The sequence below is a fragment of the Alteromonas sp. S015 genome (assembly GCF_036864485.1).
Classification (GTDB): Bacteria; Pseudomonadota; Gammaproteobacteria; order Enterobacterales; family Alteromonadaceae; genus Alteromonas.
Genome location: NZ_JAZETO010000001.1, coordinates 820202 through 833877, shown reverse-complemented (window position 1 = coordinate 833877; position 13676 = coordinate 820202). Strand labels below are relative to the sequence as shown.

At 44.6% G+C, this 13676-nt stretch carries 13 protein-coding genes and 1 tRNA gene; 13 read left to right on the top strand and 1 reads right to left on the bottom strand.

Features of this window, described 5'->3' with window-relative positions; all coding sequences use genetic code 11:
* Positions 1-15: 15 nt before the first annotated feature.
* The 11 genes from V7R42_RS03610 to V7R42_RS03560 all read left to right on the top strand — a co-directional run bounded on the left by V7R42_RS03610 (position 16) and on the right by V7R42_RS03560 (position 10450).
* The gene (locus V7R42_RS03610; RefSeq protein WP_334018845.1) at positions 16-2109 is read left to right on the top strand and encodes a TonB-dependent receptor; all 2094 of its coding nucleotides are present in this window, start codon (positions 16-18) and stop codon (positions 2107-2109) included.
* A 15-nt stretch (positions 2110-2124) separates the two neighbouring features.
* Entirely contained in the window at positions 2125-2388 is a 264-nt protein-coding gene (locus tag V7R42_RS03605) for a YkoF family thiamine/hydroxymethylpyrimidine-binding protein (protein WP_334018844.1), read from the top strand.
* A complete protein-coding gene (gene pnuC / locus V7R42_RS03600; RefSeq protein ID WP_334018843.1) occupies positions 2388-3032 on the top strand; it encodes a nicotinamide riboside transporter PnuC in 645 nt (214 codons plus the stop codon). Before V7R42_RS03605 ends, pnuC begins: the two co-directional genes overlap by 1 nt.
* Positions 2998-3843 carry a phosphotransferase gene (locus tag V7R42_RS03595; RefSeq protein ID WP_334018842.1) on the top strand — a complete coding sequence of 282 codons (846 nt, stop codon included), beginning with the start codon at positions 2998-3000 and terminating at the stop codon, positions 3841-3843. The genes pnuC and V7R42_RS03595 overlap by 35 nt, the downstream gene beginning before the upstream one ends.
* Before the next feature lie 380 nt (positions 3844-4223).
* Positions 4224-4913 carry a TorF family putative porin gene (locus V7R42_RS03590; protein ID WP_334018841.1) on the top strand — a complete coding sequence of 230 codons (690 nt, stop codon included), beginning with the start codon at positions 4224-4226 and terminating at the stop codon, positions 4911-4913.
* A 44-nt stretch (positions 4914-4957) separates the two neighbouring features.
* A complete protein-coding gene (locus tag V7R42_RS03585; protein WP_334018840.1) occupies positions 4958-7087 on the top strand; it encodes a methyl-accepting chemotaxis protein in 2130 nt (709 codons plus the stop codon).
* A gap of 195 nt (positions 7088-7282) precedes the next feature.
* Positions 7283-7359 (top strand) — tRNA-Trp (locus V7R42_RS03580).
* A gap of 279 nt (positions 7360-7638) precedes the next feature.
* Positions 7639-8358 (top strand): alanine acetyltransferase, encoded by a 720-nt coding sequence (locus tag V7R42_RS03575; protein WP_334018839.1) that lies wholly within the window; start codon positions 7639-7641, stop codon positions 8356-8358.
* An 8-nt stretch (positions 8359-8366) separates the two neighbouring features.
* On the top strand, positions 8367-8867 hold the full coding sequence (gene rimI, locus V7R42_RS03570) for a ribosomal protein S18-alanine N-acetyltransferase (RefSeq protein WP_334018838.1): 501 nt from the start codon (positions 8367-8369) through the stop codon (positions 8865-8867).
* Positions 8868-8995: 128 nt separating this feature from the next.
* Positions 8996-9292, top strand: a complete 297-nt coding sequence (locus tag V7R42_RS03565) for a 2OG-Fe(II) oxygenase (RefSeq protein WP_334018837.1) — start codon at positions 8996-8998, stop codon at positions 9290-9292.
* A 228-nt stretch (positions 9293-9520) separates the two neighbouring features.
* Positions 9521-10450: a DMT family transporter gene (locus V7R42_RS03560; RefSeq protein ID WP_334018836.1), complete on the top strand. Its 930-nt coding sequence runs from the start codon at positions 9521-9523 to the stop codon at positions 10448-10450.
* 7 nt (positions 10451-10457) lie between these two features.
* Here the strand turns inward: V7R42_RS03560 and V7R42_RS03555 are convergent, their stop codons facing one another.
* The gene (locus tag V7R42_RS03555; RefSeq protein ID WP_334018835.1) at positions 10458-11354 is read right to left on the bottom strand and encodes a LysR family transcriptional regulator; all 897 of its coding nucleotides are present in this window, start codon (positions 11352-11354) and stop codon (positions 10458-10460) included.
* Positions 11355-11542: 188 nt separating this feature from the next.
* On the opposite strand from V7R42_RS03555, the gene V7R42_RS03550 reads away from it, so the two are divergent.
* Positions 11543-12742, top strand: a complete 1200-nt coding sequence (locus V7R42_RS03550) for an MFS transporter (RefSeq protein ID WP_156078058.1) — start codon at positions 11543-11545, stop codon at positions 12740-12742.
* Between the two features lie 10 nt (positions 12743-12752).
* Complete coding sequence (locus tag V7R42_RS03545; protein ID WP_334018834.1) at positions 12753-13661, top strand: TIGR03571 family LLM class oxidoreductase; 909 nt, start codon at positions 12753-12755, stop codon at positions 13659-13661.
* Positions 13662-13676 lie beyond the last annotated feature (15 nt).

Genomic DNA, 13676 nt, shown 5'->3' with positions numbered 1-13676 from the left:
AGAACAAGAGATCCCATGCATAAAACACTTTTCACACTATCATTGCTTGTTTCTTCTGTTGCGGCCTACGGGCAAGAAGCCCCGGTAAGCAGCACCTTGAACGGCGCGCCTTCTGACATTGAGCGAGTTGTTGTATCTGGTGATTTTCGTCAAACCACACTAGATCAATTAAGCGCCAGCGCAACAATATTAAATCAAGAGCGCCTTCGCAGTCGCCAACCAAGCCATATCGATAGCGTGCTTAACAGTATTCCCAACGTAAACTTTGCTACAGGCGCTTCTCGCGGGCGTTTTGTCCAAATTCGTGGCATCGGTGAACGCAGTCAATTTGCTGAACCTATTAACCCTTCCGTGAGCTTTATCGTTGATGAATTTGATTTCTCTGGTTTGGCAGCTGCAGGTATTATTTTTGATACCAAACAGCTAGAGGTCTATCGCGGCCCCCAGGCTACGTTATATGGCACGGGCGCACTGGCTGGGGCGGTTAAACTCTCTAGCAACAGTGTAGGTAGTGACGCGCCTGATTACGTTGAAGCACGTATTGGAAACAAAGACAGTTACCGTATTGAGGGGGCGACTGGCGACGACATTAATGCTGACTGGGGCTACCGCATTGCGCTGGTCCATAACCGTAGCGATGGCTTTGTAGAGAATACGTTTCTTGATAGAAATGATACCAACAATATTGATGAAACCGCATTACGCTTTGCCGTTAAAGGCGACGTAGGTGAGCGAACTACACTTGGGCTTACCTATCGCTGGTACGACATTGATAATGGTTACGATGCGTTTTCATTAGACAATAGTAATATCACGCTGTCTGATGAGCCGGGTTTTGACGAACATCAGACTCATGCCGTAAGCGCGCGCTCGACAACCAATACCGCAGCGGGAGATTTTATTCTTATTGCAACCCATGCTTCTCATAATATCGCGTATGGTTACGATGAGGATTGGACTTTCACTGGCTTTCACCCAGGGGGGTACACGTCTTTTGATGCCTACTACCGCGATGTTCAAACACAGACCGGTGAGTTACGCTTTGTGTCGTCTGATAGTGCCGCACTCTTTGACGGTATGACAGATTGGACAGTAGGTGTATTTTATAAAAACACGGAAGAAAAGTTGCTACGTCAGTACACGTATTTGGACAGTGACTTTGCCAGTGAATACAGCCCAACGACTACCGCTATCTACGCTCAGACAGAAAGCCGTTTGAAGGACAACTTAAAGCTTGTAGCAGGGTTGAGAGTAGAAAACTACGATTTTGATTACGCTGATAACAACCAGCTCACACGCGCGTTCGATACCACCATGGTTGGCGGGAAAGTAGCGCTTCAGTACACGCAGGGCGACCATTTTTACTATGGAAGTATTTCACGCGGTTATAAAGGCGCAGGCTTTAACCCCGACAGCCGCGTGAATGACAATCAGAGATTTTTCGACGAAGAATACAACTGGAACTACGAAGTAGGCGTAAAGGGCCCATTACTTACGCCTGGCCTAATTGCACGTGCTGCAATTTTCTACATGGATAGAAAAGATACCCAAGTAAGCGATTATGACGTTGTGACGCGTGATGACGGCACGACAGGTTTCGTGGATATTATCGATAACGCCGATTTAGGAACAAACAAAGGGGCTGAACTTGAGCTACGTTGGTTTGCAAGTGATGCATGGACATTAGATGCCAGCATAGGTTATTTAAGTGCAGCCTTTGAGGATTATACGCTTGCTAATGGAACCGAGGTATCAGAACAAAGGCAGGCTCAATCTCCTAAGTGGACAGCAAACCTTTACAGTGAGTACGCCCTTACCAATAACATGCTGTGGCGGGTAGATGTAGATTATAAAAGCGAATACCGTTTTTCTGACGGCCATGATGTCACCTCTCCAAGTACTACGCTTGTTAATTCAGAATTAGTGATACTCCATGGGAATTGGCAGACTGCACTTTGGATACAGAACGCGTTTGACCGTGAGTATTATACTCGGGGCTTTTTCTTCAACAATGACCCTCGCGACGGGTTTGAACAAGATAAATCTAAGCCTTATTACCAAATAGGTAACGGCCGTCAGTTCGGTGTTACCGTGAAATACGCATTTTAAAAAAAGGAAAAAGACATGCAAGTTATGGTTGAATTGTCGTTGTACCCTTTGGTTAACGAATATATTTCACCTATTCAAGATTTTATTGATAGGTTAAATAGCTACAGTGATTTAGCGGTTTCAACAAGTTCAACCAGCACACAGGTCTCGGGGGATTACAGTGTGGTTATGAAAGTGCTTGGTGAAGAAATGCAAAGAACGCACGAAGAAGTGGGGCAGGCTATTTTCGTGGCCAAGTTTCTAAACTTCGACGCAATGCAAGCGAGAAAATCGTCGTAGTGGCTAGCTTCTTTTCTGATTTCACCTATCAAATTGCCGCTACTTCGCTTTTGGAGTGGGTAGCGGTGGCCCTCGCCATTGCCTACGTATTATTAGCTGCAAAACAAAATAGCTGGTGCTGGCTATGTGCTTTTGTGAGCACGGCAATTTATACCTGGTTGTTCTGGCAGGTGACTTTGCCATTTCAATCGGCGCTTAATTTCTTTTACATGATAATGGCGGGATACGGTTATTATCAGTGGTCAAAAAGGGCGGAAGACGGTGATGTTAAGCCTGTTCTTTACTGGCCCTTATGGACACATTTACTCATTGTGCCGAGCATGTTACTGATGGCTTGGGCTCTTTCTGAAGTGGCAGGATCACAGTTCAATAGTAAGTACCTACTATTAGATGCAAGTATTAATTTATTGAGTGTGGTCACCACATTCATGGTGGCACATAAAATCCTGCAAAACTGGGTGTACTGGTTTTTCATAAATTTAGCTTCTGCGTACTTATACCTGCAAGTGGGCTATGCGTTGTCAGCTTGCCTGTTCTTGGGCTACGTAGGCTTTGCGGTGTTTGGCTATTGTCAGTGGTTAGTACAATATAAAAAACAAGGTGAACAGGTTGGATATCATCGCCACGCTGAAAAACGTGCTTAATCTAAGCGACAGTGTGAAAATTTCGGTATATCCAGCTGGTGCGGTAAATCGCGTTTACCGGGTGCAAGAGTCTAAAAATAGTCAACTCTCTTTGAGGGGAAGCAATCCTCAAAATGGTGGGCTACAAAAGCAGGAAGATACTTCTGTTGATTTAGCGGTCAAATGGCTGGCTGATGATGATTTTAGCGGAGTAAATCGCGCGCATCAGTTTGCTTTGCAGCAACAACTATATAGGGAGGGGATAGCACCAGAACCTGTGTGGTTAAGTGAAGATGAAACCATCTGGGTTGAACAGTGGTTAGACCATAGCAACTGTACTGCGCCTTCTACATTTGAGCTGGCTAAAACCCTTGCTCGCGTACATTCACTTCCAATTAACGCCAAGGGATTAGATTTAGCATTGAGATGGCAGCATTACAGGGATGTTGCACAGCTCGATAGAAGTAGTGAACTTTATTTGAAGGCACAAGCGCTCCTTAAAACGGTAAAAAAAACCGAGAGAGACAATGACGACTATGTGCTGTGTCACAACGACTTGCTTACTAGTCATCTATTTATAAATTCAGATAACACGTTTAAAATTATTGATTGGGAGTATGCAGCGATGGGAAACCGCTACTTCGACTTAGCAAGCTGTTGTCTGATTAATAAACTTGCAGGTGATGGACGTATAGAGTTGGTCAAACACTACGCCGAGCTAATGAATATCAATGAGGCGGAGGCGTTTGGGAAATTTGAGCTGTTCATCGAGATTGTCTCTCTCACCAACGATTTGTGGTTTGCTGCGCTCAATGCGAATAACGATAAATAAAAGCTAAGCTCGCAGTATTTTAAACTCGCCCTCCGGGAAGGTTTTACAAGGTTTCTAGTTTTATTCTGGGAACTTGAAAAGGCGCAACCATTCCCGCATTCCCATGCTTTGCTAGGAAACCACCAGCGCCTTCTGCGTGGGCGATTATCTATGCAACTGCTATAAACGCCAATCTAGAATTAAACGTTAAAGAAATAAGCCCATAGTTAATACCATTATCTCAACATGGTACTCCACTATCGAAAGGGACATACATTTCTGTCAGAGCGCCTGCAACAATTTAGTCGCTTATTTTTAATATTCGCTTGTAACAACTTGTCATAAAACAGTTTACTAAACTACGCTATATACTTAATCTAAATCTTATATCCGATACGCTTATGCTCAGACTTTCTGCTTTTACCAATGGGATGCTTTTCAGTTGTGTGTTTTCGCCGCTTTGTTATGCCGATGTGTCTGTTACTTCCACCTTAGTGTCGGATTATTTGTTCAACGGCTTATCACAAACTAACGATGAACCCACGTTACAAGGTTCTGTAGATTGGTGGAATGATTCAGGTTGGTATGCGGGGAGTTTTGCCTCGGGAGTAGATTATGGGCAAGGTACCGATTACGAAGTTGATTTTTATGCTGGACATACGGGAAACATAAGTGCAAGTATAGTTTACGATGTTGGTGTTGCGCGCTACCTTTATTTAGGAGGCGATGATAGCAGCGCGTTTAACTATACTGAGGCCTACGTTGCGCTCAACTATAACCAGACTCGCATTCAAGTTTGGTATACCGACGATTATTTTGGTGTAGGTGCTAGGCACTACATTGTTGCGCTTTCTCAAGGCTATCAACTGAACGATAGCGTATACCTATCGTTTCAAATTGATCGTTCCACTAGTTTAGATCCTAATATTTACAGTTGGGATACCAACGATGATGACTACATCCACTTGAAGGCCGAAGCGGCTTTTGAGTTACTAGGTTTAGCCTGTAGTTTAGGCATAGAAAAAACCGATTTAGACTATGATAACGATGTCAAACTACTCGCAACAGTAGGGTACACGTTTACGTTTTAAATCAAAATGGCACGCATGCATAGATGTTTGTACGGGGAAAGCCCATGTTTTTTGAAGGGAAAAGTTTATCGCTAAAGTTACTTCTTGTTGTTGGCGCACTCTTTGTCGTTATGTCCACCTGCTATATTGCAGTGAGTATTTATTCACTTAATAAAACTGAATCGGTTATTGTTAATGAAGTCAGCAATGAAGTCTCAGCACAAATTGAAGGCACGGTTCGCTCTCGCGCGAACACTATCGCCGCCCAAATAGGTAATCTGTTTGAAAAGTCGTTTTCTGTACCTAAAAGTATAGCTACACAGATAAAAAGTAACATCGAAGGAGATATTCAAGCTCCCCTTACGCGCGAGCAAGTAGAGTCTATGGTAGGGGGCGCGCTCAAAGCCGCCGACGTGTCATCGCTATATGCACAGTTCGAAGACAACCAGTTTGATGGGCGCGATAGTCAGTTCACCAGTGGTTATTCTCATTCCGTAGAAGGAAAAGGCACTTTTGAAGTTTACTTTGTAAAAGAAGACAGCGGTGCTATTTCACAAGAGCCGATAGAAGATTCAGAAGAAAAACACGACACCACGCTTGACCAATATGGTTTCAGAGCTGCCGAATGGTATCTCTGCTCAGCAGACACATTAAAACCCTGCGCTTCAAACCCTTATAACTACGAAATACGCCCAGGCTATAGTGAATTAATGACAAGTTTAGCTGTGCCGGTCGTAGCGCAAGGTAAGTTCAGAGGTGTAGTGGGGGCAGATCTAAACTTACCCATCCTTCAGCAACTCGCTAGTGATCTTAAGGCGTCTTTATATGGCGGTAACGCAAAAGTATACATCGTCAGCCACAAAGGTTTTTTGGCGGCAGCAACCGATCACGAAGATAGTTTAGCAAAGCCTTTTAGTGATGTGTTTGATAAGAGCAAAGCGTTGTTGGAAACTTCGGGCAAAGATGTAACGACGACCATTGGCAATTTTTTGTATGTGGTTCAGCCAATTGTCATTGAAAGTGCGGGCGTGGATTGGGAGCTAGTTGTGGGCATTAATGTTGATACGGCGATGCAGCCAGTGAACAGCGTGTCTGAGATGATAAAAGGCGAGATAACCAGCATTTTATCTAACACATTTATTATTGCTGTTGTGCTTACCGTTATTGCGCTCGTGCTAATACAAATTTTTACACGAAGTATTATTCGACCTGTTGAAATGGTGTCTGACCGAATGATTGAGCTAGCGGGACAAGGTGGTGATTTGACTCAATCTATCAACGTTCACTCCCATGCAGAACTTGTTAATCTAAGTAACGGGTTCAACCAATTTAGGGAAACAGTTAGAGAGCTATTAGAAGCCGCAAAGCAAGCAGGCATACAAGTTATTGACCAGAGTGAAAACAGTAAAGAGAACGCCCAAAAAGCACACCAACAAATTTCAATTCAACAAGCTGAAATTGAAACTATCGTTACCGCCATTACAGAAATGTCATCGACTGCACAAGAAGTGGCAAATACGGCATCTTCAGCCGCTGACAATACGAGTGCAGCAACAAAGTCAGTGAAAGATACTGAATTAGAAGTGTCTATCGCGTCTCAGCAAGCATCGGAATTATCTCATGAAATTAGCGGGGCTTCCGACGCCGTAAAAGCTGTGTCACAGCGCAGTGAAAATATCAGAAAGATTCTCGATGTCATTGGTTCAATTGCTGAACAAACTAACTTGCTGGCGCTCAATGCCGCCATCGAAGCCGCACGTGCTGGCGATCATGGAAGGGGGTTTAGTGTCGTCGCAGATGAAGTTCGAGCCCTTGCATCAAAAACAGCCGAGTCGGTTGGCGAAATTTCACAGGTGATCACAGCATTACAAAATGAAGTGACACATACTGTAGATATTATTGAAAAAGGCACGCAAAAAGCAGAGGATGCCGCTTCTCGTGCTAACGAAGCGTTTGCAAAAATGAAAGAAACCGTGAAAGAAATTGAAGAAATTAACCATCGGATAATTCAAATTGCTGCTGCAGCTGAACAACAAAGCCAAGTATCAGAAGAGTTAAATAAAAACATGGTAGTGATCGGCGACGCCACGAAGGAAATAGCGTTACTCTCGCAAAAGTCAGAGGTCAGTGCTGAAAACATTTACGGGTCATCGCATAGATTAATAGAGCAGCTAAATAAACTGAAGACGAGTTAACTCTAGTAACCACATTGATGATTCTAGAGGCTTTGTTTAGTTGTGAAGCCATCTATATTGGTAAATTCGACTTAGTATATTAGACGTTGTTCGTTTGAAAATACACCGTATTGCATGTTAAATGAGCATGCAGTTCGAGGTGGTGATAAAAAGGCTTTACCTTTTTAATGTCATCCGTATAATGCACAGCGCGCTAGGGGTGTAGTTCGAATTGGTAGAACAGCGGTCTCCAAAACCGATGGTTGGGGGTTCGAGTCCCTCCACCCCTGCCACTTTCTCTTATCGTGACTGTTCTTGTTCAAATCTTAACATCTTTTTTTCTACATTCTCTAAAGCGTAATTTTCAGTCTAGTTGTCTAATGCCTACATTCTGGATTTGTGCGATATCTGCTTACCATTTTACAAGTTCAAACACATAACGAGTTACTGGGCCAAGTATTTTCAAGGAAAAGTGTAAACCAAGTAAAAAACGCGATAGTTGTTCAACCACGCCTGCAACTTTAGTAAACTAAACAAATATAATGAACTATCCAGGTTAGGTTTTTTACGCAATGTCTCTTACTTCATATCAGCAGGCGGTTTTACAGGAAATGGGGATCCCAGTTTGGATAACTAAAGACGCCTACACTGAGCTAAAGAAAGAAGGCCAAGCGGATATCAATGCAGCACAGCGCACGGGCGGCAACGCTAGTAGTTCATCGACACAATTACCCTATAGCCAAAACGCTCAAACTAATAAGCCGTCTTCAACGCCAATTTCTCAAGAAGAAAAACAGTCACGGGTTGCGCAGTTGAGGGCAAATGTTGGCAGTAGCGCGAAAGATAAAGCTAAATCTAAAGACGGCGGGGCAGCAAAACCTTCAACACTTAGCACGTCGCACAATGAAGAGAAAGTAGATAGAGTCGAAATAGGGGCTTCTCAGTCACACAGTACGTCAACGGCTTACGACAATGCGCCTACCTCGAAAGCGTCTTTCACAAAGCCTACTGACACAAAAGGGCCAGTATCGCCTGAAGGTATCCCGTTAAGTGCCGAACAGAAAGCGAAGTCACAGCAGTGGCTAAAAGACTTACAGCTAGCCTGTGTTCAGTTGGGTATACCGTCACATTGGGCTAGCACCATAATGATTGGCCGTACGCTATCGGTAACCAAATCGGCCATTATATTGCCAGCCACACCGCTTAAACTCTCCACTGTGCAAAAACGGGAGCTGTGGGCGCAGCTTATCAGCGCAGCACGCGAATTAAACCACTCTGCTAACGGCCAGTAGTCGCGTCGATGAAGTTAACAATCGTACCGCCACAAGGCTTTAACGAGCACATTGAACTTGCTCATGCTATCCATCAAGAGGCACAAGTGTCGCCTTGGAAACTAAGTACCTTCGCAGACTGTTTCACCAAACCCTATTACGGGGTGTTTGCCTTTGATAATGATAAGGTTATTGGCTATGCCATTATGCTTGAAGTCGTTGATGAAGCCACGCTGATGGATATTGCGGTAGACAGTGGCGCTAGAGGCAAGGGTGTAGGTCGGGCTTTAGTTGATTTTGTCATTGAGGCATCGGTGAAAAATGCAATGCGTGAAATGTGGCTAGAAGTGCGTGAAAGTAATGATACTGCTATTGCGCTGTACGAGAGCTCCGGTTTTGAGCATATTGAAACCCGCAAAAACTATTACACCGTAAAAAGTAATGATGACGGGAATGACAAGAGTAATGGAAACAGCGCGCAAAAAGAAAACGCTAAAATCATGAAGTGGACAAACCCCACCTTAGCCTAGCTTTTGTATTCCTAGGCATATACGTTTCGCGTATATCAAAGCATTATCCGAACTCAGCATACGCTTCCAGACCATAGCCTCGCGTGTTTAAATTAGGATACGTTCCCATCAGTAAAGGCAGAAATAGCATGGCTAAAGTGCTCAACAAGGCTTTAATCTCTTCAAAACGATTTGCTATAAATGTGGTTACCTACAAAGAGGGTCATAGAGTGTTAGAACATAATGATCCTATGGGCAGCGGGCGTTACTTTAAATTTAATGTGGTACTAAAAAAGCCGAAGCGCGGCGGTCAATTTTGGGCAGAGAAAGTTATCTTTAACCTCTTTAATCGCATTTACTTTTTTCGGCCAGATAAGTACATGCACAGCGTTAGCAAAATAGAAAAAGGGGAGCGGAAGCTGCTGTCTGTTGCATTGTACCTGTAAGTCATAGTGTTTATCATTGATTAACCACCCGTATAGCAAAGTTTCCACAAGGTTTTAAAAAGTTGACCATTTGGTCGATAAATTGGCGTGTTTGCACGGTCAGGAAGGTTTTAATCCCTTGCTAATTCACTTATATTTGCGCCCTCAAAATTCTCCGCCTACATTCAGCTTACCGGGCGGCAGAAACTTCTCTTAACGTATTTCGTGTAATTGGATTTTTTAAAACGCATGTCTTCATCATCGGTGGCGGAAAAAGAGCAATCAAAAGGCATTAAAATGCTTTTGGTTGCGGTGTTGTGCTTAGGACTTAACTGGCCAGGTATGAAATTAGGACTTGAGATTGTAGGGCCTGTATGGATGGTGTGCTTGCGCTTCTTGTTAAGCCTTCCTGTACTTGCGCTTTTTGTACTGATCACCAAAAAGCGTTTACCGGAGCTCAATCGTAAAGATCGCTCAGTAGTGTTTGTCGTTGCCTTTTTCCAGTTTATCCTATCAATGGGGCTTATTACCGTATCACTGCAGTTTATTCCTGCGGGCACGGCCAGTATTCTTATTTACACCACGCCACTTTGGATGCTGCTAATCGATACCCTATGGTATCGACAACGCCCGCCCTCTAAACGTTTAATCCTTACTGGTATATCTACTATTGGCTGTGCAATGATTTTATTTGCTTCGGGGCAACCAGGCGCATGGCTACCACTTTTCGGTATGTTGCTGGCATCTGCATTGTGGGCGGTCGCTATTCGAAGAGTGTCTTTTCACAAGTGGAAGGGAAGCGTCATTGAAGCTGTGTTCTGGCAATTTACCATTGCAGGTTTCGCCATGCTTGCCATTGCACTGATAGTTGAGCCTACACCTAATTTTGGGGCTTACGATATAAGCGATTGGTTGTTACTGGCTTATATTGGCCCTGTGGCTACGGGTCTGGGTTTTGGCCTCATGGTAGCGGCGGGGCCTAAATTACCCCCAGATAAAATCGTGCTTATTAGTACACTTACGCCGATAGTGGGCTATGTAAGCTCTGTGATATTGCTTAAAGAAACGCTACTGCCTATGGTAATGGCTGGCGCAATATTGATGATAGCTGCGCTAATAGTAAATGGCCTTCCCCAAAGTACACTTAAAAAGATATTAGGCAAAGGCCACGCGAAATAAAGGTAGGCTAAAGGGTTAGTCGCGGCTGTATAAAATCTAAAAACGCAGTGATACGAGACGATACCGCGCTATTTTTGTAGTACACCGCTTGTACCGACTCTCTACGGTTAGGGCTAACAATGTCGTCGCTAAACAGATCGACAAGCGTGCCGGTACTGATATCCTTGTGTACCATAAAGTGAGAAAGTAACGCGATACCTTGACCTGCCAAGCACAGCTGGCGAATAGTTTCACCGCTTGACGCGCGAAGACTGTACTGCAAGTTTATTTCTTGCCTAAGCGGCCATTTATTTAAACTTGGTGCGTCGCTAAAGCCAATCAGTTTGTGTTTGTTTAGCGTGCTAATGCCATCACTTTCTTCAGAGATGGGATATTTTTCAAGATACTGTGGGCTTGCCACTATATGCAGCTTACTTTTTCCTAATCGTCTTGCGTGCAAGTTAGAGTCGCTTAAATCGCCAATACGTATTGCGATATCGGTTTTGTGTTCCAACAGGTCGATAATGCTGTCGTGACTGGTAATATCGAGGGTAATGTCAGGAAATGCTTCTCGAAATTCACCCACTAACGGCGCTAGCTGGTGGAATACAAACGGGCTCGCGGCATCAACCCGAAGTTTTCCTGAAGGGGCGCGCTTTAATAGCCGTAATGCTTCTTCACCTTTTTCTAATATATTTAGCCCGTCTCTGGCGTATTTCAGGAAAAGCTCACCTTCTTCAGTTAGCTCCAGCCGTCTGGTAGTGCGATTCAATAGGGTTACATCTAAGCCATCTTCAAGACGAGTAACCGCTCTACTGACTTTTGCAACCTGCTGATTGAGTAGATTGGCAGCACTGGAAAAACTACCTGTATCCACTACGGTTAGGAACGCTTCTAAATCTTCAGTTTTTGATGAGACTGGCATGACACACCTTATATTTTCAAATATCGCAAAAGTATTTTGTCATTAGTGCTGTTTTTTGCAAATAAATTTAACGTCAAACTGTACGCACTTTATTAATGGCTTTCAAAAACGGTGTTGTTCGTTCTAGAAGCCAGTGGTGGCGTTGTTAATCATGCCATCTCGTTAATTACTTTTTGAGGATAATTGAAATGCCTATTGCATTATTTGCGTTAACATTAAGTGCGTTTGCTATTGGCACAACAGAATTCGTAATAGTGGGGCTTGTACCTACTATTGCGACAGATCTTGGCGTTACATTACCAAGTGCAGGCTTACTGGTAAGCTTGTACGCCGTTGGTGTTGCCGTTGGCGCACCGGTTCTTACCGCCCTTACGGGTAAGTGGAATAGAAAGCATGTCCTGCTTAGCTTAATGGCGCTATTTGTGGCAGGTAACATTCTTGCTTGGCAAGCGCCTAGCTACGAGAGCTTAATTTTAGCTCGCATTTTGACAGGCTTGGCGCACGGTGTGTTCTTTTCCATAGGGTCAACTATTGCTACAGGGCTAGTGGCGAAAGAAAAAGAAGCCAGTGCTATTGCTATTATGTTTACGGGCTTAACCGTAGCCTTGGTTACTGGCGTACCTTTGGGAACCTGGATTGGTCAAAACTTCGGTTGGAGAGCAACCTTCCTTGTGGTGTCTGCGCTTGGCACGCTTGCGCTAATTGGCAGTGCGTTGCTGGTACCGAATAATCTTAAACAAAGTAAACCGGCCACCTTGAGTGAACAAATGAAGGTGTTGGTTCAGCCTCGTCTGGTATTAGTGTATCTAATGACGATATTGGGCTATGGCGGCACATTTACGGCATTCACCTATCTCGCTCCTATATTGCAGGAAGAGGCGGGGTTTGCGCCCTCAGCCATCAGCTTAATTATGCTGGTTTACGGCGTATCTGTCGCAGTAGGCAATATTTATGGCGGCAAGCTTGCTGACAAAAAAGGCCCAATCCGCGCGTTAACTATCATCTTTTCAGCCCTTGCAGTCATCTTGTTTGCCCTGACGTTTACCATGGGTAGTAAAGTTGCCGCAGTGATCACCGTTTTAGTGTGGGGCGCCTTTGCCTTTGGCAATGTGCCAGGACTTCAGGTGTACGTTGTTCAATTAGCAGAGAAGTTTACCCCTAATGCTGTTGATGTCGCTTCAGGTTTAAATATCGCGGCATTTAACATTGGCATAGCAGTGGGTTCAATTCTGGGCGGTGCAATTGTCGACGGCATGCAGTTATCTGATACCGCATGGATTGGCGCAATTATTTCTGTTGCAGCGTTACTTGTCACGCGTTATAGCGGCTATTTAGACAAGCGCGCACTTAGTACTGCGAATACGGCGAATAGTACAACGAGCGCGTAGGGAGGTCACAATGACGACAAATACCTTTGATAAGCTTGCACAACATACGTTCTCTGTAGGTGTAGAGCTTCCGCTAGATAACGACTGGGCGCATTTCGACGCCATAAAAGGTACGCCGTTTGGCGTGCCTGATATGACAGAGCATCACAGCCGTATACAGCTGGCCGACAAACTAGGGTTTAAAGCTGCGTGGGTACGAGATGTGCCGGTTTACGACCCAAGCTTTGGTGACGCAGCTCAGGTTTTCGAAACCTTTACCTACTTGGGCTATTTAGCGGGTATTACAGACAACATCCTATTAGGTACGGCCGCTGTTGTACTACCTCTTAGGCAGCCATGGCTTGTTAAAAAGGCGGCAGCAACGGTGCAGCAGCTCAGTAACGACCGCCTAATACTCGGTGTCGCTAGTGGAGATAGACCTGTTGAATATCCGTTGTTCGATGTCGATTTTGACAGTCGCGGCGAGCACTTCAGGCAGTCACTTGAAATAGTAAAGCACGGTGAGAATTCCCTTAAGCCTGGTATGTCGCTGTTACCGCGCTCAACCACGCCGCCTTTGTACGTTGCAGGACTCGCTCAGCAAAGCCCTCAGTGGGTTGGAGAAAATATGGACGGTTGGCTGGCGTATCCAGGTACACCGAACGAGCATGTAAAGCGCGTAGAACTATGGCGAAATGTCGCGGGCAATAAGCCATACGTTAGTTTTATTCATCTCAATTTGGTTGAAGACGACGAAGCGCCCATAAAACGCCACCGATTCGGGGTTGAAACTGGTGTAAATGGGCTTATCAAAGAACTCAATGCAATGAAAGATGCGGGGGTTGATCATATTGGCCTGCACTTCAGACGTAATACGCAACCAGTAGAAGGCGCGATGCAGCGCATTGCTGACCACGTATTACCTCACTTTCATAAATAACGGAACCAACAAGGA

Coding starts and splice junctions, on each gene's coding strand:
- V7R42_RS03610 (WP_334018845.1), top strand. CDS start 16: ATGCATAAAACACTTTTCACACTATCATTGCTTGTTTCTTCTGTTGCG.
- V7R42_RS03605 (WP_334018844.1), top strand. CDS start 2,125: ATGCAAGTTATGGTTGAATTGTCGTTGTACCCTTTGGTTAACGAATAT.
- V7R42_RS03590 (WP_334018841.1), top strand. CDS start 4,224: ATGCTCAGACTTTCTGCTTTTACCAATGGGATGCTTTTCAGTTGTGTG.
- V7R42_RS03585 (WP_334018840.1), top strand. CDS start 4,958: ATGTTTTTTGAAGGGAAAAGTTTATCGCTAAAGTTACTTCTTGTTGTT.
- V7R42_RS03575 (WP_334018839.1), top strand. CDS start 7,639: ATGTCTCTTACTTCATATCAGCAGGCGGTTTTACAGGAAATGGGGATC.
- rimI (WP_334018838.1), top strand. CDS start 8,367: ATGAAGTTAACAATCGTACCGCCACAAGGCTTTAACGAGCACATTGAA.
- V7R42_RS03565 (WP_334018837.1), top strand. CDS start 8,996: ATGGCTAAAGTGCTCAACAAGGCTTTAATCTCTTCAAAACGATTTGCT.
- V7R42_RS03560 (WP_334018836.1), top strand. CDS start 9,521: ATGTCTTCATCATCGGTGGCGGAAAAAGAGCAATCAAAAGGCATTAAA.
- V7R42_RS03555 (WP_334018835.1), bottom strand. CDS start 11,354: ATGCCAGTCTCATCAAAAACTGAAGATTTAGAAGCGTTCCTAACCGTA.
- V7R42_RS03550 (WP_156078058.1), top strand. CDS start 11,543: ATGCCTATTGCATTATTTGCGTTAACATTAAGTGCGTTTGCTATTGGC.
- V7R42_RS03545 (WP_334018834.1), top strand. CDS start 12,753: ATGACGACAAATACCTTTGATAAGCTTGCACAACATACGTTCTCTGTA.